The sequence below is a fragment of the Cobetia sp. 29-18-1 genome, assembly GCF_029846405.1.
GTDB classification, from domain to species: Bacteria; Pseudomonadota; Gammaproteobacteria; order Pseudomonadales; family Halomonadaceae; genus Cobetia; species Cobetia amphilecti.
Map to the genome: position 1 here is coordinate 64,655 of NZ_JARWKS010000010.1, position 20,035 is coordinate 84,689.

Here is a 20,035-nt window from a genome sequence, read left to right on the forward strand (position 1 = left end):
CGGTCAAGCGCCAAGGCGCGTACAAGGGGGAAGGCGTCACGGGAATGTCGCGCCCGTCTCAGTCGAGCAGACCATCGGCACGCTGGACGTGCTGAGCTTCCGCCAGAATGTGCTGCTCCGAGACTCGTCCATACAGCTGACGCGTACGTTCAAGCCGGCCGACCACTCCCGGCGTTTCGGAATACGCGAAGATCGCCGTCAACCGGGGAACCTCACCCGACACCTGCGTGACGCGGTGCAGACTGAACCGCCCCTTGAACAACTGCAGATCGCCCGGGTTGAGGCTCAAGGTCTTCACCGCTTCACGCGACTCTCCCCGGATCACTTCGCCTACGGCAGCGTAGTGCTCATCGTTGGGGGTACGGATGCCGGGGCAATACTCGAACTGACCCCCGCTCTCGGGCTGTTGCGTCATCATGGTGACGATGAATTCGTTGGTGTCGTAGTGCCAGGGTTGCTCGGTGCCATCTGGCAGCACGTTGAGCACGAGCCCGGCAAAGGGGTCGGCATACTCGTACACCCGCTCACGACCAAGACAGGCCGACACCAGTTGCTTCATGGCCTGCGAGACGTACAGCCGCTGCATCAGGCTATCGGCAGGGATCATGTCACGCGTCACGAAGCCACTGGTGCGCGTCATGAACAAGCGACGCGGGTCCTGTTGGGGCAAGCGGTCGTCATCGGCCGTGAAATAGGCATTCACCTCACGGGTGTTGTAGAACGCGGTCTCGGCGAGACGGGCCGTTTCCGCTTGCATCTGCGCAAGGCGCTCCGGACGCAGAAATCCTCTCAATACGGCGCAACCCTCACGCTCGAGATCTTCACGCGCCTTGGCGATCGTGGCCTCAAGCGCTGGAGATCGGGGGTCATGCAGGGGGTAACGCTCGGTATCAACCAACGCGGAGAGATCGACGGTCTCGGCATCGGCCAATTGCGGGGGCATCGCGGAAGTCAGGTCAGTCACGGAGGTATCCTCACGTCGTGGGGCTGGGGGACAAGACAGCTCGTGGGTCAGGCACTATGCTGGCCAGAATCCATGCATTTGAGAAACGAGTCATTCCAATGAAATCCATCGGCAAACCCGATACATCAAGCGCAGACGCCCCTCGCCCGCTGCCATCGCTGGATACGGATCTCCTGCTGGCATTCGTGACGGTGGCCGACAGCGGGAGCTTCACTCAGGCGTCGCGGCATCTGCATCGCACGCAGTCCACTGTCAGTCTGCGCATCAGCACCCTCGAGGAGCGTCTTGGCTATCGACTGCTGATGCGAACCAGCCGTCATATGGAATTGACCAATGCCGGCCGAACGTTTCTGCGTTACGCACGACGCATCCTGCAACTGCAACGCGAAGCCGTGGCGGCCCTCAGCGAAAACGACCACCCGATCACGTTGCGCCTCGGCTTGCCGGAGGATTACGCCACCACCTGGTTGCCAGAGCTGCTGGCACATCTCGGCGAGCGCCACCCCCAGATCCGTCCGCACATCCACTGCCGGATGTCCACGGAACTGCTGGAACAGCTCGATGCCGGCCAGCTGGATCTGGTCATCGCGGTCAGCCACAACCAACAACGCCAGGGGGAACTGCTGTCTCGCGAGCCTGTCGTGTGGGCGGCGCATCAACGCTTTGTGCTGGACCCCTCCGCTCCGCTGCCGTTGGCGCTGTTCCCCGAACAATGCATCTATCGCGAGAGGGCATTGTCCGCCCTGACCCAGGCAGAACGCAGTTGGCGTATCGATTCCACCAGTCAGAGCCCCAGTGGCTTGAGAGTCATCGTCAATCAGGGCCATGCCATCACGGTGGCAGATCGACGCTCGTTGCCTGAAGACTGGTGCGAGCTGGGCACCGAAGCGGGGCTTCCGGCGCTACCCACTGCCGAAATTGAACTCCATCGTTCCCCCAGCCTGACGCATCCGATCTTCGATACTTGCGCAGAGATGATTCGCGAATTGTTGCGAGAGAAACCTCAGGAGCGATGAGTCCTCATCAGGATCACTGGTCTTGCTGCTTATACGGGCGTTTTTACTATCTCCATTACGACCCCTGACATTCTGCCTGCGACAGGATGGAAGATTTTCCGAACTGCCCTGCAATACGCTGCACGGCAGTTCGCTGCATGTCACAGGGAGCCCGGAAAGCTGACGTAATTCCGCCTCCTCCTCGAGCACTGACGTTGCAAAATCAGATGATCGTCCCTACATGATCAGACGCTCATTCCCCCCCTTACCGATGAGGCCCCTGATCGGCGCAGACAAGACGTCAAGCGCCACCCCGAGATGATCGGTAACACCTGACAACAAGATGATCGGCTACACCCGACAACAAGATCGAGGAGTATCAAATGTTCGGAGCATCCGTGCGCCCACTGGTCTTCTGGCCACCTTTCATTCTGCTGTTCGCCTCCGTATTGGCGAGCTTGATCGATCTCGACAGCTTTCTGGCTGTCACTACCAATCTCAACAACCAGGTACTGAGCAAGTTCGGCTGGTTGTTTTCCATCACGGCGCTCAGCATGGTGGTGGCCTGCCTCATAGCCTATCTTTCGCCGTTGGGCCGCACCCGTATCGGCGGCGAGAACGCGACGCGACTGTTGTCCCCATGGCGTTGGTTCTCCATCACGTTATGCACCACGTTGGCCGTGGGCATCATGTTCTGGTCGACCGCAGAGCCGCTTTATCATCTGCACTCGCCGCCCACCTCGCTGGACATTGCCGCCAATAGCCCGGAAGCCGCGCGGTTCGCGCTCTCGACCATGTTCCTGCACTGGTCGTTCACGCCCTATGCGATCTACACCGTCCCTGCGCTGATCTTTGCCCTGATGCATTACAACCTCGGCAAGCCCTTCTCGCTCGGAACCCTGTTCGTGCCGCTGCTGGGAGATCGACTGATCGGTCGCAAGGGACGTGCGCTCGATGCACTCGCGCTCTTCGCCCTGGTCTGTGGCATGGCGTCGTCCCTCGGTACAGGGGCCATGACATTGGCAGGCGGCATCGACCGCTTCCTCGGCACTGGCTCGGGCCCGCTGATGCTGGGCATCGTCACCCTCGCGATCGTGCTGTGTTTCACCGCTTCGGCGGCCAGTGGTCTGCAAAAAGGCATCGCACGCCTGTCCGCCATCAACGCCAAGGCCTTCTTCGCCTTTCTCATCTTCGTGTTCGCCTTCGGTCCGACGCTGACCATCCTGGGCTACGGCACGGAAGCGGCTGGCGAATACTTCACCAACTTCATGAGCAAGAATCTGTTCACCGGGGCCTTCGACAATGACCCCTGGCCACAGAGCTGGACCATCTTCTACTGGGCCAACTGGATGGCATGGGCACCGATTTCGGCTCTGTTCCTGGGCAAGATCTCACGGGGGTATACCGTGCGGCAGTTCATGCTGATCAACATGGTGGCGCCCTCACTCTTCTCGATCATCTATGTCGCGGTGTTCAGCAGCACGACATTGAAGCTCGACATGGATACCGCCGGGGCACTCAACACCATCCTCAGCGAGGCCGGGGCTGGCTCGGTGATCTACGCACTATTCGATGAGCTACCGATGAGCTCTCTGGTGGGAGGGATCTTCCTGGTCATCGCCTTCCTGTCTTTCGTGACAGCGGCCGACTCCAATACCGATGCCATCAGCCAACTCTGCAGCTCGGATAGCCAGGAGGCTCTGGCAGGCAACGAAAGCGAAGACCGCAGCAAGGGCCGCCTGATGATGAAGATCATCTGGGGCTCGACCATCGGTGCCGTCGCCTGGATCATGACCTCCTTCGTCGGCATCGATGGCATCAAGATGCTCTCCAACCTCGGCGGGGTACCAGCGCTCTTCATCGTGATCGGTGCCACGGCGTCTCTGATACGACTGGTCTCGATCGGCACCGCCAAGATCGGCCTCGAGCACACGCCGTCACGCAGTTATTCGGCGGAAGCTCACCAGCGCTGGCAATCTTCCCAGTCCAGCTGAGCCAACTCGAGATGGCGTGACACTCAAGTCCTCAAGGAGAAACCACGACACCCCCGGGCCGAGAGGCGACGGGGGTGTCGTGGTTTTCTCTTGAGTGTCATGGCCCGCACAGTGGCATGGGCCATGCAGCCTGCGTTACGGCTAGGGTGCGTTAGCCACTGAAGCGATTTCCTGACAGAACCCTCAAAAAATAACCCAGATTCCTTACCTGAACGCGCGCGTGTATACCCATACAAGGCTGAAAGCACAACGCTGACAAAACAGAATTTTATGGGTTAGCATCCTCAGACACACAAGAAAATTATAGGAACGCGTATGTTTAGTTCTTCCATCCGCCCCCTCGTCTTCTGGCCACCGTTCATCCTGCTGATAGTCGCAGTGGCAGCAAGCCTTATCAATCTCGAAGGCTTTCTCGCCACCACGACGGCCTTGAATGACTGGGTACTCAACAAGTTCGGTTGGCTGTTCTCGATTACGGCACTGGCGATGGTGGTGACATGCCTGATCACTTACCTGTCACCACTGGGCCGCACGCGGATCGGTGGTGAAAATGCCACGCGAATCCTGACACCCTGGCGCTGGTTTTCTATCACGCTATGTACCACGCTGGCCGTCGGCATCATGTTCTGGTCGACCGCAGAACCGCTCTATCACTTACACACTCCGCCCGGCTCACTGGAGGTGACGGCGAACTCTCCTGAGGCAGCACGCTTTGCACTCTCGACGATGTTCCTGCATTGGTCATTCACGCCCTATGCGATCTATACCGTCCCGGCATTGCTGTTCGCTCTGATGCATTACAACCTGGGCAAGCCGTTCTCGCTCGGCACGCTCTTCGTGCCGCTGTTGGGTGATCGCCTGATCGGCCGCAAGGGCCGCGCGCTGGATGCACTGGCATTGTTCGCACTGGTCTGCGGCATGGCATCGTCATTGGGCACCGGCGCCATGACACTGGCCGGCGGCCTGGACCGCTTCCTGGGGACCGGCACTGGCCCGCTGATGCTGGCACTGGTGACTCTCGCCATCGTGGCCTGCTTTACCGCCTCCGCGGCCAGTGGTCTGCAGAAAGGCATTGCGCGTCTGTCCGCCATCAACGCCAAGGCCTTCTTCGTCTTCATGGCCTTCGTCTTCCTGTGCGGCCCGACCCAGACCATTCTTGGCTATGGCACCGAAGCTGCGGGTGAGTATTTCAACAACTTCATGCAAAAGAGCCTGTTCACCGGGGCCTTCGATGACGATCCGTGGCCGAAAAGCTGGAGTATCTTCTACTGGGCCAACTGGATGGCATGGGCACCGATATCCGCCCTGTTCCTGGGCAAGATTTCCCGTGGCTATACCGTGCGACAGTTCATGCTGATCAACCTGGTCGCGCCGGCCCTGTTCTCGATCACCTACGTGAGTGTCTTCGCAAGCTCCACTATCCAGTTCGACATGCAAAGTGGCGGTGCGCTTTACCAACTGCTGAATGAGTCTGGTGCAGGCTCCGTCATCTATGCCCTGTTTGACGAACTGCCGATGAGCACCTTGGTCAGCGCCGTCTTCCTGATCATCGCCTTCCTGTCCTTCGTGACGGCAGCCGACTCCAACACCGAAGCGATCAGCCAGCTGTGCAGCACTGACAGCCAGGCCGCCATGGCCGGTGACAGTGATGAAAATACCAATGATCGTCTGCTCATGAAGATCATCTGGGGTTGCACCATCGGCGCCGTCGCCTGGATCATGACGGCCTTCGTGGGCATTGATGGCATCAAGATGCTCTCCAATCTCGGCGGTGTGCCGGCGCTGTTCATCGTGATTGCCGCCACGGCGTCCCTGCTGCGTCTGGTGTCGATCGGTACCGCCAAGATCGGTCTCGAGCACACGCCGTCACGTAGCTATTCTCCCGAAGCGCACCTGCGCTGGGAAAGCACTCGCAAGACAGCAGAAAGCTCTCGGTAAGCCAAACCCTGCGTTGAGCATGCCCACTACGCCCTGTCTTCGGACAGGGCGTTTTACTGTGGGTAGGCCGCTTTGAAGACTCGCTCTCCCATGGGTCAACACCCCCTCCAAGCCGAGTCAGTCGTTGCCTGAGCCATTGAGGGAGTCTTTTCCTCAAGCATTGGACAAGTAATACGCATGACGTAATAACAACGATTTATTCCACTTTCTGGCACCATTCAGAACACTCAGCAAATAAACACAACTCATGCCGAGTAATATTATTTATATATAATAAGTCATGTCTTCCATGCTGCTCTGGCACGTGTCACGCAACTGAACATCGTCGCACCCGCTCGTCCAACCACCGTTGACGTGAATGAGAGGCAAGCTTTGCCCGCCAGGGTGTAGACATTGACATGCGCATAATTTATCGTTGTCAACGAATTTGATAACGAGAGAAAATAAAAACACCGTTTTGCCAAGCTTGGGGCTGACCAACAACTCGCATCAGCGCCCTTGCAAGGCTTGACCGATAACAAGGACGCGTATGCGATATCATTATTCCGATGAAGGCAGATGCATGCCACGCCGCCCTCCCCCAAGTTCCCGCCTGACCGGGAAGTGCCACCAACTCCGTCTTCATTGACCGAGATTGCCGATTATTGATGACGCGGCCCACGTGCTGCGCTGGATGCCATTTGCTTGAGCAAATGACGCAGAACTACGTCCACGGCTAAGAACCTTCCCCTCCTTACTCGTCGCTATCGACAACCGTTTGCCCTCGGGCGACTGCGTTGCGTAGCGCCCTGTTTCCCTACCGAGGGCCAGTTCTTGAACAACGAATCGCTATATCAATTCTCTACCCTGACTGTCGTACTGCTGCTGCTTGCCTTCTATGGCGGCACCTACCTGATGACGCTGGGGATCCGCAAGAAAAATGAAGATGCCGATGCCTTCATGGTCTCCAACCATCGCGTTGGCTTCGGCATGGGCGCGGCGAGCATGACGGCTACCTGGATCTGGGCGGCCTCCTTCTATGCTGCCGCCACCTCCGGCTATACCTATGGTGTCTCAGGGCCGATCCACTATGGCCTGTGGGGCGCACTGATGATTCTGTTCATCTACCCCTTCGGCCGCCGCTTCCGCAAGCTGGCGCCCAATGCGCATACACTGGGCGAGCTGATCCATGCGCGCCACGGCTCCTCCAGTCAGCTGATTCTGGCGCTCTCCAACCTGCTGGGTAGCGTGATCAGCCTGATGGTCAACTTCACTGCCGCCGGGGCGCTCGTCTCCGTGCTCTCGCCGCTGTCCTTCCAGGCGGGCGTGATCATGGCGGGCGTGGGGGTGCTGTTCTATACCCTGTGGTCGGGCTTCCGCGCCTCGGTACTGACCGACTTCGCGCAACTGGTTGCCCTGATGGCGATCGCCATCGTGATCATTCCGGCGGTGTTCTTTGCGATGGGTGGCCCGACAGAGCTGGTCGCAGGCCTGGATAACCTGACGCCCGAGCAGGCCAACTTCTTCTCGACGGATGCCATCCTGAATCAGGGTGCGCCCTTCTTCGTCGCGGTACTGGCCTATGCGATCGGTAACCAGACCATTTCCCAGCGCCTGTTCGCCGTCAACGAAGACCACATCAAGCCGACCTTCCTCACCGCGACGCTGGGCTATGGCGCCATCGTCATCGGCCTGGGCATGATTGGCCTGATGGCACTGACACTCGGGGTGGAGCCGCTCAACGGCGACATGAACAACCTCATCCCGCAGATGGTGTCCGAGTACCTGCCGCCGTTCTTCATCGCGCTGTTCTTCATTCTGGTGATCGGCTCGCTGTCCTCCACCGCGGATTCCGACCTTTCCGCGCTGTCCGCCATCATCATGGCCGATGTCTATGGCAAGAATATCGCCCGCGGCAAGCCAGACCCGAAGCGCATGCTCTTCATCGGCCGCTTGACCATGATCATCGCCACGGTGTTGGGTATCGTCTTCGCCAGCTTCTCACTGGATATCCTGGTGATGCTGGTCTTCGTCGGGGCTCTGTGGGGCGCGATCGTCTTCCCGGTCATCGCCAGCTGCTTCTGGAATCGAGTGACCAATACCGCCTTCACCACGTCGGTCATCGTCGCGATGGTGATGTTCTGCCTGGCACGCTTTGAACTGGTGCCGCTGACGGGCATGAGCGGTCTGTTCTTCGAGCTGCTCGCCAGCATCGGCGGCGGCGTGATCATCGGACTGATGGTATTCGGCTTCCTGGGGCGCATTCTCGGCATCCTTGCTGGAATCGCGGCCATGATCGCCATGCTGATCTTCGCGACTGACTTCCTGCGCGACTACACCGTCCTGCTGGCATCGCTGACCGCTTACGGCACCAGCACCCTGGTGTGTGTGGTCATGAGCCTCACCAGCCGCCAGGAACGCTTCGACTTCGACACTATCACCGCACGTGTCGGCAACTATGACGAAGCACTCGACTCAGGCGGTCGTGATACGACAACACCGATCCAGACGCAGCCTGCCGCCTCCACCGGCGCATGATTCTGGATAACGTCCGAAACAGAACAGGGAGACAACACACATGACATTGCTATTTGCCACCTACGTACTGGTATGGCCAGTGCTCACCCTGGCGGTATTGATCGTCATCTGCCGCGCGGTCGCACGTGATCGCCGCATCGCACGGGAAGAAAAGCGCGAGCTGGTATAAAGCCCTCTGGCGTAATGTGACGCCATGAACGCAAAAGCCCGCCTCTGGAATGCCCAGAAGCGGGCTTTTTTACGACTTACCGAAGAATAGCCTGTCTATCACGCCTGCTCGACGATCCACTCATGCGCAGGATCATTCTTGAACTTCCAGACCCGCTTGGGCCCGGCCATGACATTGAGGTAGTAGAGCTCATAGCCGTGCGGGGCAGCGGCAGGATGATATCCCTCCGGCACCATCACACAGCAACCGTCCTCCACCGCCATGGTTTCATCCAGAGAGCGATCATCGGTATAGACGCGCTGGAACGCAAAGCCCTGTGACGGATTGAGCTTGTGATAATAGGTTTCCTCCAGGAAAGACTCCTCCGGGAGGTTGTCCGCACAGTGCTTGTGCGGCGGGTAGCTGGACCAATTACCCGGCGGTGTATAGACCTCAACCACCAACAAACTATCAGCAGGCTCTGTCTGCGGAAGAATGTCCTGCACATGGCGCGTATTGGTCCCCTCGCCTCGTGTCGAACAGGCCACCTGCTCGGGGCGAATCAAGCGCGCGGCATGGTTGCCATGCCCCGGTGCACTGCAAACTGCTATCTCAAGCTCTGTCAGGGCTTCTACCGAGTAGGCGACGCCATCTGGCAGATACACCGAATAGGGAGGCAAGTGATCGAAAACACTCATGCGCTCGCCAATATTCTCGAAAGTCTGGTCACCGGTACGCACGGTCGCACGCCCCGAGAGCAGCACGAGGCATTGCTCACGGCTCTCGGTGTGGCGCTTGAAACGCTCACCTTGTTTCAAGCGATGCACGCGAAAGCCCACGTGTGTCCAGCCTGCAGATTCCGGGGTTACCTCGAGCAAGGTGCCATCTTCACTCGGGGCATGCGGTCTTACCAGAAGGCTCATTGGTCGACTCCTATCATGGCGATGGCAATTCAAATTACTGAGCAGGTCTCAGCGGATTTCACTGAGCAAGACTCGCCGACCTTCTCGGTAGGAAATCAGCGCGGCTTCTGCTAGTTCAAGTGCCGCCAGACCATCATGCGCTCCTGCCAACGGCGCCCGATTTTCCTGCCAGGCTGCCACGAAGTCGGCGACTTCCTGTGCATAAGCGCGCGAGTAACGCTCGAGGAAGAACCACTGTGGACGCTCATCCACGACCCCCTCGGCACCCGTGAAGCGCAACTGAGTATCCGTTTCGTTGCGCGCCTCCAACATCCCCTTGCTGCCAAACACTTCAATACGCTGATCGTAGCCATAGCAGGCCCGGCGAGAATTGCTGATATTGACCAACTTGCCCGACGCACTTTTCAGATTGATCAGGACACTGTCGAGATCACCTGCCTCACCAATAGCCGGGTCCACAAGACAGCTGCCACTTACTGTCACTTCCGTTACAGGCTCTCCGAGCAACCAGGCAGCCATATCCAGATCATGAATGCTCATGTCACGGAAGATACCGCCCGAGGCTGCAATATATTCAGCGGGGGGCGGCTCAGGGTCACGGCTGGTGATCGTGATCATTTCCAACTTGCCAATGCGTCCTGAGTCCATTGCGGTCTTCAGCGCGGAAAACTGGGGGTCGTGACGACGATTGAACCCCAGAGCGCAGGTGACCGGATACTCTTCCAACACCGCGAGACAATGGCGCGTACGCACTAGATCCAGGTCAATCGGCTTTTCACACAGTACGGCCTTGCCAGAACGAGCGGCGCGTTCCAGGAAGTCAGAATGCGTTGGTGTTGAAGACGCAATCAAGACACCGTCAATATCGTTAGAGCTGAAAACATCATCAGCACTTAGCACCGGCACGCCGTACTCGCTAGCCAGTGACTCGGCTGCTGCAGAAAAGGCGTCGCTAACCGAAGCCAGCTCGGCCGTCGGGTGGTCAGAGATAGCGCGAGCATGAACACGGCCGATGCGACCGGCACCTAACAGAGCGATTTTCATATAAGACTTCCTCTTCATGGCGTTTGTTGTTGAGCTTGTTGCAACTGCATTGCGAGAAGTCGCGGGGCTGGAAGGCAACACCTCCTGTGTTGACTTGCCAAGAGAACCCGCTGGTTATTGAAACATCAGTTTTCTATCTGCAATTTCTGACTATCTGTTGCCATATTGGCTTCATTGCGAACCCCCAGCCCGATTGCCAGCACTTGTGCCAGACATAACGTGGAGGTCAATCCTCTGAATCCCTGTACTTCCGCCTCATTGACGACCAATGCCACATCCGCTTGGCGAGTCAGAGGGCTCAACGAGGAATCCGTAATCAATATGATGGGGACCCCTCGCTCCCTGACCGACCTGACGGCGTTTTGTACCTCCTCGGCATAGGGGGCAAAGCTGGTCACCAATAGACAGTCCCGTTCAGACACTGCCTCGGCCTGCTCGCGATACATCGCCCCCATCCCATCCATGAGAAACGCACGCTTGGCCACGTGACGCAGCGAATAGGCCAGGTAACTTGAGACCACGAAGCTACGGCGAGCACCCAACAGATGAATGGCCTCCGCGGCCTGCATGAGGTCCAGCGCTCGCTCGATATCTTGCGTCGGCACGCGATGAGGCAACTGAGCCAAAGCTTGCAGATTGGCCTCGGCGAAATTCATCAGTAGCTCGTTGACGCTTGGGCTCGTCCCAGTGACCTCACGAGCCACACGAATGCGTTCGTTGTAATCGGGCTCTGCCTCAACCAAGCGTGAGCGGAACAGCTTCTGCATCTCCGAAAAGCCAGAGAATCCCAGCGCATTCGCAAAGCGGATCATGGTGGAGGGTGTCACCCCAGCTTTGTCAGCCAGTGCGGCTACCGTGCCGAATGCCACTTCCTGGGGATGATCCAGAAGAAAGCGAGCACTCTGCTGCAAGCGCTTGGAGAGCTCGGGATATTGCTCGCCTATATGCGCCTCTAGGGCTTCAAAAGTCTGCAGCTGACGCGCGGCGCGCTGCAAGGAAGTGGGATCTGGCATAAATACTCCTCGCTGTGCCTACCTGACTGGGCGCTGAGATCTTGGCGATCCCCCGGTAGGCGATAGGGAGGAGTCTAGGCGCATGGAATGAAAATTCCAAGATCAAAATAAAATGAATATTCCGGTTGCATTCCATCCGAGTGGAATCTACATTCCAACTACCGGTCGCGATGGAATACGCCATGTTCCAGACCACCGGGCACTCGCATACTGGAAGAGAGCAGCGCCAGTCCGCTCTTCCTCACTGACAAAGACAATAACCAAAGAACGTCAGGAGCCAACCATGTACAAAGTCGAGCCTCTCGCCACCTCTCCGAACTCTCACAGAAGGATGCCACGCCTGCGTCGTGCGATAGCCAGTCTCACGACAGCCTTGTTAGCAGTCTCTGTGGCCAATGCCGCCTGGGCAGCCGACACCGAGCGCTACGTCATGATCACTCATGGCCAGAACTCCGACCCCTTCTGGTCTGTCGTCAAGCGCGGCGCTGACGATGCGGCTGAAGAGCTTGGTGTCAAAGTCGAGTACCGCGCACCTTCTACCTTTGACATGGCAAAGATGGCCCAACTACTGGATGCTGCTGTGGCTTCACAGCCAGATGGCCTTATCATTTCCCTGACAGACGCCGATGCATTGGGCAAAGGCATCAAGAACGCTGTGGAGCAGCAGATCCCGGTCATCACCATCAATTCTGGTGGCGATAAGTCCAAGGAGATTGGCGCACGCCTTCACATTGGTCAAAGTGAATATGAAGCAGGGCGCGGTGCAGCAGAACGCATGGTCGAGAGCGGCGCCAAGCACGGGCTCTGCATCAATCAGGAACAAGGCAACGTAGGCCTAGATGCACGGTGTGCGGGCTTCATCAAAGGGTTTGACGGTAGCGCCAGCGAGCTAGCCACCAGCACCGATCCCACCGAAATCAAAAACTCTCTCGTGGCTTACCTCAATCAGCATAGCGAAGTGGACGCCATCCTCGCCCTGGGGCCTCTCGGCTCTGAGCCAATGCTCAAAGCCATGCAAGAAGCCGGCGCTACTCAAAAATTTCAGCTCGGCACCTTCGACCTCTCCCCCGATATTCTTGCCGCGATTCAGTCGGGTGAAATGAACTTTGCCATTGATCAACAACAGTACCTGCAGGGCTATCTGCCGGTGGTCTTCATGCATCAGTACCACATACACGGTCTGATGCCGGCTGGCGATGTCGCCACAGGCCCCGGGTTTGTTACCGCCGAAAATGCAGGTCAGGTCATCGAGCTTTCAGAGCAAGGCATTCGCTAAGCGAAAAGCTCAATTTGGCAAAACTTTCATTTCCATGACATGGCGTCCTCTCAGTGAGGGCGCCAGGAGAGAGCATCATGACTGATCACACTGTCAGTGCCGTTCCGGCCGCTGATGACGAACGGCTGCGCCGCGTTCATCCCCTCAAGGCCGCGCTGAAACGTCCTGAATTTGGCGCCATTGCCGGCACCATCCTGGTATTTGCCTTCTTCTCTGTCGCCGCTTCGGGGACAGGCATGTTCAGCTTGGCGGGCATCCTCAACTTCCTGGAAGTCTCTGCGCAGCTAGGCATTCTCGCGATCGCGGCGTCGCTGCTAATGATCGGCGGTGAATTCGACCTTTCTCTCGGCTCCATGATCGGCTTTGCCGGCATCTTGATTGCCATCCCTGCCGTGCAATACGGCTGGCCCCTCTGGCTGGCCATTACTTTCGCCTTTGCTTGTGCCGTCCTGATTGGCTGGATTAACGGCTATCTGGTGATGCGGACAGGCCTGCCCTCCTTCATCGTCACACTGGGCTTTCTGTTCATCCTGCGCGGCCTGGCCATCGGCCTGACCCGCTTGACGACTGGACGCACCCAAGTCAGCGGTCTGCAAGAGATTGCCGATCATGACTGGTTGGCACCGTTTTTCTCCGGCGAGGTATTTACTGGCCTCTTCAGCTGGATGGCAGCCCAAGGCTGGATTGCCACCAACTTCGCGGGAAATCCAAGTGTCACTGGTGTCCCGGTCTCTATCGTCTGGTGGATTGTACTGGCCGCTGCCGCGACCTGGCTGCTGCTTTACACCCGCTTCGGCAACTGGATATTCGCCTGCGGCGGTGATGTGAATGCTGCACGCAACGTCGGCGTCCCTGTAATGAAGGTCAAGATCCTGCTGTTCATCTTTACCGCTGTCGCCGCCACCATCTTTGCCTGCCTGCAAGTCATGGATACCGGTTCAGCCGACACGACTCGCGGTCTGCTCAAGGAACTGGAAGCCATCATCGCCGTCGTGATCGGCGGAGCTCTGCTGACAGGCGGCTATGGCTCTGCCGTGGGTGCCGTATTCGGTGCGCTTATCTTCGGCACGGTACAGATGGGCATCTTCTACACCGGCGTTAACACTGACTGGTTCAAGGTCTTCCTCGGCGCCATGCTCCTGATCGCAGTACTGTTCAACAATTACGTGCGCAAGAAAGCTCTGGAGGCTAAGTAATGACTACTAACGCCAACCTGCAACAGACGCCGGAACAGACTACGACCGCCGCCGATCGCGCCAGAGGTGATACTCCGAAAGCCGCTGACACCCGCACTCCTCTTATCGAGATGCAGGCTGTCGACAAGCACTTCGGCAACGTAGTCGCCCTTTCCAATATTTCATTGAAAGTCTACGCAGGCGAGGTCATGTGCCTGCTCGGCGATAACGGCGCCGGCAAGTCGACCCTCATCAAGACGTTATCAGGAGTGCATGCCCCGACTCACGGTGAACTGCTGCTGGAGGGGAATCCTGCCAATTTCACGTCCCCCGGCCAGGCACTCGATGCCGGCATCGCAACGGTCTTCCAGGACCTCGCAATGATTCCCTTGATGTCGATCACCCGTAATTTCTTCATGGGCCGTGAGCCCACCAAGGGGTTCGGTCCTTTCAAATATGTGGACTGGGAGTTTGCAGATCGGGTGGCACGTGAAGAGATGGCCAAGATCGGGATCGATGTGCGTGACCCGTCTCAACCAGTCGGCACGCTGTCAGGCGGCGAACGCCAGTGTGTCGCAATCGCACGCGCTGTCTACTTCGGTGCCAAGGTGCTCATTCTGGATGAGCCAACGTCAGCACTAGGTGTCAAGCAGGCATCGAAGGTACTGCGCTATATCGCTCAGGCGCGCAACCGAGGGCTCGGCGTCATCTTCATCACGCATAACGTCCATCACGCCTACCCCATCGGTGATGCCTTTACTCTGCTCAAGCGCGGCACCTCATTAGGAAGCTGGCGCAAAGAGGACATCACTCGTGAGGAAGTGCTCAACATGATGGCCGGTGGCGAGGAAATGGCCAGCCTGGATGCAGAGTTGGCGGAGTTCCAACGGACGGATTCCGCCTCTGTTGCCTGACCGCGAGCAGGCGTACACGTAGATCATCAATAAGCACTACGGGGCTCCCCCCGATACCTCGATCTACATCGATTATTGTCAATGCCGGGTAACACCGGCCCATTAAGGGATATGCCCATGACGCGCCACTCTCCTCACTCACCGGATCTGGATGTCATTTGCCTCGGCCGCGTCGCCGTTGACCTCTACGCTGAACAGATCGGTGCGCGTCTCGAGGACGCCACCAGCTTCAAGAAATACCTGGGCGGGAGCTCCGGCAATATGGCGTATGGTACGGCACGCCTTGGACTCAAATCCTCGATGCTAGCTCGAGTTGGCAACGAGCAGATGGGGGAATTTCTGCGCGAAGAGCTCACCTCGGCCGGTTGTGATGTCAGCCACTTAATCCGCGATCCTGAACGCCTGACGGGCCTAGTGCTCCTCGGCATCAAGGACAAAGACCAGTTCCCCCTACTCTTTGTTCGTAACGACTGTGCTGACATGGCCATTGATGAAGATGATGTCGATCCGGCATTTATCTCCCGAGCACGTGCCTTAGCCATCACCGGCACTCATCTCTCTACACCGCGTACGCAGCGCGCTGCTCGCAAGGCACTGGATGCTGCACGAAACGCTGGTGTAAAGCGTGTCTTGGACATCGACTACCGGCCAGTACTCTGGGGGCTGACCAGCATTGGCGATGGCGAGACTCGGTTCGTCGCGGATGAAAGCGTAAGCCAGCACATGGCACGTTGGCTTGGCGACTTTGACCTGATCGTCGGCACGGAAGAAGAGTTTCACATTGCCGGCAACAGTACCGACACGCTAGAAGCGCTGCGTGAAGTTCGCCGTCATAGCGAGGCAGTGCTCGTGTGCAAGATAGGGGCGCGTGGCTGCGTCATCTTCGAAGAAGAGATCCCGCAACAACTTGAAGACGGCATTCTGGTCGAGGGCGTCAAGGTCGAGGTCATGAATGTACTCGGTGCCGGCGATGCTTTCATGAGCGGTTTCCTGCGTGGCTACCTGCGCGATGAAAGTTGGGAAACTTGCGGCCATTACGCCAACGCGTGCGGCGCCTTGGTGGTGTCCCGTCACGGGTGTGCACCAGCCATGCCCACAGAAGCGGAACTGTTCGATTATCTGAGCCGCCGCGAGTCCGTGCCTCGCCCGGATCTTGATGATCATCTAACCCACTTGCATCGCGTCACCACCCGTCGTGTAGCGCACTGGGACAGCGTGCTGGGACTGGCATTCGATCATCGCCGTCAATTCCTGGACATGGCACGCGATGTCGAAGGTAACCCCGATCGCCTGCCTCGCTTGAAGCAGTTACTGGTACAAGCCACCCGCACAGCGGCACAGCAGGCCGGCATCACACGGCCGGCGATCCTCTGTGATGATGTCTTGGGCCAGGATGCACTCAATGACACCGCTGAACTGGAATGGTGGGTCGGCCGCCCGGTCGAGCTCCCCAGCTCACGCCCACTTCGCTTCCAGCATGGCGATGACATCGGTAGCCAGCTGAGACGCTGGCCGCGCCACCACATCGTGAAGTGCCTGGTGTTCTACCACCCCGATGACGAAGCCACACTGCGCCTTGACCAGGAAGCCCGCTTGCGCCAGCTGTATGACGCTTGCTGCATTTCCGGACATGAACTGCTGATTGAAGTGATTCCGCCACGTCAGGCAGACGCCCCCACCTGCGATGAGACCACCATTCCGCGCAGTCTGGAGCGTCTCTACAACCTCGGCATTCGTCCCGATTGGTGGAAACTTCCGGCTCTTACAGCCCAGGGCTGGGAAAAGGTAAATCAAATCATCAGTACACGCGATAGCTGGTGTCACGGTGTCGTACTTCTGGGACTGGATGCCCCCATCGAAGACGTAAAGCGTGGATTCGAACAGGCAGCACGTTTCCCGATCTGCAAAGGGTTCACCGTCGGCCGTACATTATTCACCGCCCCCAGCCAAGCTTGGCTTTCGGGCACTATCGATGACGCGACCCTGACCCGACAGGCCGCTGACAACTATCTCGAATTGATTACCCATTGGCAGAAACTGCGTGATGCCTATTGCAACGCAGAGGATGCCAGTCCTGCCACCACGCTCGCAGAAGGAGTCCTGCAATGAGCTCTGTTTCTCACTCAGCGGCAGCGCCGGGTACCGTGCGCCTGACAGTCGCTCAGGCATTGGTGCGATACCTGAGTGCGCAATATATCGAGCAAAACGGACAGGAAGTCCCCTTGTTCGGTGGCTGCTTTGCCATCTTCGGCCACGGCAATGTGGCAGGCCTTGGCGAGGCCTTGCACGCTGCAAGTGATGCGTTCCCCACCTATCGTGCTCATAACGAACAAGGCATGGCCAATGCTGCCATCGCCTATGCCAAGGCGAACAACCGTCGCCGAATCATGGCGTGCACCTCGTCCATCGGACCTGGTGCCACCAACATGGTGACCTCTGCCGGGCTTGCCCATGTCAACCGATTACCGGTGCTGTTCTTGCCCGGTGACACCTTCGCCAGCCGCGCACCAGATCCGGTGCTTCAACAGGTCGAACATTTCAACGACCCCGGCCTGAGCGTCAATGATTGCTTCCGACCTGTTTCGCGCTTCTTTGATCGCATCACACGGCCGGAACAGTTGCTGACCAGCCTTCCCCAAGCATTGGCGACGCTGTTGGATCCCGTGGACTGCGGCCCTGCCACCCTGTGTCTGCCACAGGACGTCCAGACGCTAGCATACGACTGGCCTACCGATTTCTTCGACCGCCAGCTCCATCGTATCCGCCGTGCTCCTGTCGCCCAGGAAGAGCTTGTGATGGCGTTAGACACGCTCCGCTCAGCCAAGCGCCCACTTTTGATTGCAGGCGGTGGCGTGCACTACAGCGAGGCGTGCGATGCTCTATCCACCTTTGCCGAGCAGCACGGTATCCCCGTGGTCGAAACACAGGCAGGCAAAGGTGCCCTGCCTTGGAGCCACGCTCGCAATATGGGCGCGATTGGGGTGACGGGCGCGGCCAGCGCCAATCAGCTGGCACGTGAAGCAGATGTCATTCTGGCCATCGGTTCACGACTCCAAGACTTTACCAGCGGCTCTCGCACGCTCTTTGAAGCCGCCGATCAAACACTCATCAGCCTCAATGTCGGTCGCTTCGATGCCGTCAAGCATGGCGCACAGCAGCTGCAGTGCGACGCACTGCGCGGAATAGAAGCTTTAACGACGGGGCTAGCCGACTGGGCTGCACCAGATAGCTGGGTGCAACGCCAATCTGGGCTCAAGCAGGAATGGGAAGCGGTCAGGGAAAGCGTGATGGCTGACCAGGCACTCTCGCTGCCAACCGATGCTCAGGTACTCGGTGCCGTAAATCGTCAAGCGACAGAAGACACCACCGTGGTCTGTGCCGCCGGCGGCTTACCAGGTGAGCTTCACAAGCTATGGGCAGCCACTGTCCCCGGCAGTTATCACGTGGAATATGGCTTCTCATGCATGGGCTATGAACTGGCCGGCGGGATGGGCGTCAAGATGGCTCACCCATCGCGTGATGTGACCGTCGTAGTGGGAGACGGTAGTTACCTGATGCTTAACTCCGAGCTGGCCACCTCAGTGATGCTGGGCCACAAATTGACCGTCGTCGTGCTCGATAACCGAGGCTACGGCTGCATCAATCGCCTACAACACGCGACTGGCGGTGCCGGTTTCAACAATCTGCTCAAGGACTGTCGCACCGTTCCGGAAGGCGCTCCCAAGGTGGATTTTGCGGCACACGCTCGTGCGCTGGGCTGTCAGGCCGAACAGGTCACAGGGATTGGCGAACTGGAAGCCGCCCTCGAGCGTGCCCGGGCCTCAGAGACAACCTACGTCATCGCGCTAGACACTGATCCGTTGCCCTCCACCCAGGAAGGCGGGCACTGGTGGGAGGTCGCCATTCCCGAGGTCAGCGAACGTACTGAGGTCCGTGACGCCTACCAGGGCTATGTGACGCAAAAACAGCAACAAGCTCACTAAAACATCCACAGGGTCGGGTGCAGCCAGCCTCTCCGGCCCTGAGTCTACGCCATGCCCTCGGAGGCCACGGTGCCTCCTTGCACACTCAATATCTCGAAGAAGGATACCGCCATGAGCATTCGCCTAGGCATCAACCCGCTGACCTGGACCAATGATGATCTACCGAGCCTCGGTGCCGACACACCGCTGGAGGTATGTCTCAGCGAAGGCCGCCAGGCAGGTTTTGCTGGTTTCGAGCTAGGAAACAAATTCCCGCGCACCCCCGACGCCCTGTCTCAGGTACTCAATGCTCACGATCTGGCGTTGGTATCTGGCTGGTACTCAAGCCGCCTGCTGGAGCGTAGCGTCGAGGAAGAGCTGGAAGCCCTGAATGATCATCTTCAGCTGCTCAAGACGTGTGGCGCTACTGTCATGGTGTATTGCGAAGTCAGCCGCTGTGTACATGGGGATCAAGACACTCCTGTCTCACGCCGCCCCGTCATGAATGATGCCGATTGGGAGCGTTTAACAACCGGCCTGGATGCTGTCGCAAAAGAGATGGCGTCTCAAGGCGTGGAAATGGCTTATCACCATCACATGGGCACCGTCATCGAGAGTGAAGCCGATGTGGACCGTTTGATGGCCTCCACACAACACGTGAAGCTGTTGCTGGATGCCGGTCACCTGACCTATGCCGGTGGCGATCCCGTCGCTGTGGCACGCAAGCATGGCAAACGCATTACCCACGTCCACTGCAAGGACATCCGTATGGCACTGATGGACAACGCGATCAACCGTGACAAGTCCTTCCTGGATGCCGTACTGGATGGCGTTTTCACCGTGCCGGGAGACGGCGGTGTTGACTTTGCCGCGCTTTTCACCGAGCTGAAGCGTCAGGGATATGGTCAGCACGATGATCGCTGGCTGGTTGTAGAGGCCGAGCAAGACCCTGCCGTCGCCGACCCGCTGACCTACGCAACGCTCGGTCACGACAATCTGGCTCATCTCGCACGCGAGGCAGAGCTGATCAACGCCTGATTCATCTGCCATTTCAAAGTTATCCGAAATATTTGGGCCGGGATGATGTGGCAACCGCGCTCAACAAATAGAACGGTTCTTATTCCTCTGCGCACGGAGGGAGCCGGCTCTAGGCCACTAGGCTGCATAGACAG

At 58.3% G+C, this 20,035-nt stretch carries 15 protein-coding genes; 11 read left to right on the forward strand and 4 right to left on the reverse strand.

All coding sequences use genetic code 11. The features are described 5' to 3' along the window. Window positions 1-58: 58 nt before the first annotated feature. A complete protein-coding gene (locus QD208_RS09815) occupies window positions 59-964 on the reverse strand; it encodes a phytanoyl-CoA dioxygenase family protein (RefSeq protein ID WP_324692257.1) in 906 nt (301 codons plus the stop codon). A 98-nt stretch (window positions 965-1,062) separates the two neighbouring features. On the opposite strand from QD208_RS09815, the gene QD208_RS09820 reads away from it, so the two are divergent. The 5 genes from QD208_RS09820 to QD208_RS09840 all read left to right on the forward strand — a co-directional run bounded on the left by QD208_RS09820 (window position 1,063) and on the right by QD208_RS09840 (window position 8,577). Continuing rightward, complete coding sequence (locus QD208_RS09820) at window positions 1,063-1,980, forward strand: LysR substrate-binding domain-containing protein (RefSeq protein ID WP_225347896.1); 918 nt, start codon at window positions 1,063-1,065, stop codon at window positions 1,978-1,980. A 362-nt stretch (window positions 1,981-2,342) separates the two neighbouring features. Continuing rightward, complete coding sequence (locus QD208_RS09825; RefSeq protein WP_131431800.1) at window positions 2,343-3,953, forward strand: BCCT family transporter; 1,611 nt, start codon at window positions 2,343-2,345, stop codon at window positions 3,951-3,953. A 315-nt stretch (window positions 3,954-4,268) separates the two neighbouring features. Continuing rightward, window positions 4,269-5,891, forward strand: a complete 1,623-nt coding sequence (locus QD208_RS09830; RefSeq protein ID WP_215824259.1) for a BCCT family transporter — start codon at window positions 4,269-4,271, stop codon at window positions 5,889-5,891. Window positions 5,892-6,704: 813 nt separating this feature from the next. Continuing rightward, window positions 6,705-8,408, forward strand: a complete 1,704-nt coding sequence (locus QD208_RS09835; RefSeq protein WP_279836699.1) for a sodium:solute symporter family protein — start codon at window positions 6,705-6,707, stop codon at window positions 8,406-8,408. Between the two features lie 40 nt (window positions 8,409-8,448). Continuing rightward, on the forward strand, window positions 8,449-8,577 hold the full coding sequence (locus tag QD208_RS09840) for a putative transporter small subunit (protein ID WP_215824257.1): 129 nt from the start codon (window positions 8,449-8,451) through the stop codon (window positions 8,575-8,577). A 98-nt stretch (window positions 8,578-8,675) separates the two neighbouring features. On the opposite strand, the gene iolB is transcribed toward QD208_RS09840, so the two are convergent. From iolB to QD208_RS09855, 3 genes are all read right to left on the reverse strand, one after another. Continuing rightward, window positions 8,676-9,479, reverse strand: coding sequence for a 5-deoxy-glucuronate isomerase (gene iolB, locus QD208_RS09845; RefSeq protein WP_279836701.1), 804 nt, complete (start codon window positions 9,477-9,479; stop codon window positions 8,676-8,678). A gap of 48 nt (window positions 9,480-9,527) precedes the next feature. Beyond that, window positions 9,528-10,523 (reverse strand): inositol 2-dehydrogenase, encoded by a 996-nt coding sequence (iolG, locus tag QD208_RS09850; protein ID WP_279836702.1) that lies wholly within the window; start codon window positions 10,521-10,523, stop codon window positions 9,528-9,530. 125 nt (window positions 10,524-10,648) lie between these two features. Further along, entirely contained in the window at window positions 10,649-11,536 is an 888-nt protein-coding gene (locus QD208_RS09855; protein WP_215824255.1) for a MurR/RpiR family transcriptional regulator, read from the reverse strand. Between the two features lie 283 nt (window positions 11,537-11,819). On the opposite strand from QD208_RS09855, the gene QD208_RS09860 reads away from it, so the two are divergent. The 6 genes from QD208_RS09860 (at window position 11,820) to iolE (ending at window position 19,901) form a co-directional block, all read left to right on the forward strand. Further along, the gene (locus tag QD208_RS09860) at window positions 11,820-12,812 is read left to right on the forward strand and encodes a sugar ABC transporter substrate-binding protein (RefSeq protein WP_279836704.1); all 993 of its coding nucleotides are present in this window, start codon (window positions 11,820-11,822) and stop codon (window positions 12,810-12,812) included. A 77-nt stretch (window positions 12,813-12,889) separates the two neighbouring features. Beyond that, on the forward strand, window positions 12,890-14,008 hold the full coding sequence (locus QD208_RS09865; RefSeq protein ID WP_107335086.1) for an ABC transporter permease: 1,119 nt from the start codon (window positions 12,890-12,892) through the stop codon (window positions 14,006-14,008). Window positions 14,009-14,118: 110 nt separating this feature from the next. Then, the gene (locus tag QD208_RS09870; protein WP_192838264.1) at window positions 14,119-14,901 is read left to right on the forward strand and encodes an ATP-binding cassette domain-containing protein; all 783 of its coding nucleotides are present in this window, start codon (window positions 14,119-14,121) and stop codon (window positions 14,899-14,901) included. Window positions 14,902-15,018: 117 nt separating this feature from the next. Continuing rightward, a complete protein-coding gene (iolC, locus tag QD208_RS09875) occupies window positions 15,019-17,010 on the forward strand; it encodes a 5-dehydro-2-deoxygluconokinase (RefSeq protein ID WP_215824254.1) in 1,992 nt (663 codons plus the stop codon). Then, a complete protein-coding gene (gene iolD / locus QD208_RS09880; RefSeq protein WP_215824253.1) occupies window positions 17,007-18,884 on the forward strand; it encodes a 3D-(3,5/4)-trihydroxycyclohexane-1,2-dione acylhydrolase (decyclizing) in 1,878 nt (625 codons plus the stop codon). The genes iolC and iolD overlap by 4 nt, the downstream gene beginning before the upstream one ends. A 111-nt stretch (window positions 18,885-18,995) precedes the next feature. Beyond that, window positions 18,996-19,901 (forward strand): myo-inosose-2 dehydratase, encoded by a 906-nt coding sequence (gene iolE / locus QD208_RS09885; RefSeq protein WP_225347892.1) that lies wholly within the window; start codon window positions 18,996-18,998, stop codon window positions 19,899-19,901. Window positions 19,902-20,035: the final 134 nt, after the last annotated feature.

Excerpts from the sequence above, each read along its gene's own strand:
- QD208_RS09820 (WP_225347896.1), top strand. The coding sequence starts at position 1,063 with ATGAAATCCATCGGCAAACCCGATACATCAAGCGCAGACGCCCCTCGC.
- QD208_RS09825 (WP_131431800.1), top strand. The coding sequence starts at position 2,343 with ATGTTCGGAGCATCCGTGCGCCCACTGGTCTTCTGGCCACCTTTCATT.
- QD208_RS09830 (WP_215824259.1), top strand. The coding sequence starts at position 4,269 with ATGTTTAGTTCTTCCATCCGCCCCCTCGTCTTCTGGCCACCGTTCATC.
- QD208_RS09840 (WP_215824257.1), top strand. The coding sequence starts at position 8,449 with ATGACATTGCTATTTGCCACCTACGTACTGGTATGGCCAGTGCTCACC.
- iolB (WP_279836701.1), bottom strand. The coding sequence starts at position 9,479 with ATGAGCCTTCTGGTAAGACCGCATGCCCCGAGTGAAGATGGCACCTTG.
- iolG (WP_279836702.1), bottom strand. The coding sequence starts at position 10,523 with ATGAAAATCGCTCTGTTAGGTGCCGGTCGCATCGGCCGTGTTCATGCT.
- QD208_RS09855 (WP_215824255.1), bottom strand. The coding sequence starts at position 11,536 with ATGCCAGATCCCACTTCCTTGCAGCGCGCCGCGCGTCAGCTGCAGACT.
- QD208_RS09860 (WP_279836704.1), top strand. The coding sequence starts at position 11,820 with ATGTACAAAGTCGAGCCTCTCGCCACCTCTCCGAACTCTCACAGAAGG.
- QD208_RS09865 (WP_107335086.1), top strand. The coding sequence starts at position 12,890 with ATGACTGATCACACTGTCAGTGCCGTTCCGGCCGCTGATGACGAACGG.
- QD208_RS09870 (WP_192838264.1), top strand. The coding sequence starts at position 14,119 with ATGCAGGCTGTCGACAAGCACTTCGGCAACGTAGTCGCCCTTTCCAAT.
- iolC (WP_215824254.1), top strand. The coding sequence starts at position 15,019 with ATGACGCGCCACTCTCCTCACTCACCGGATCTGGATGTCATTTGCCTC.
- iolD (WP_215824253.1), top strand. The coding sequence starts at position 17,007 with ATGAGCTCTGTTTCTCACTCAGCGGCAGCGCCGGGTACCGTGCGCCTG.
- iolE (WP_225347892.1), top strand. The coding sequence starts at position 18,996 with ATGAGCATTCGCCTAGGCATCAACCCGCTGACCTGGACCAATGATGAT.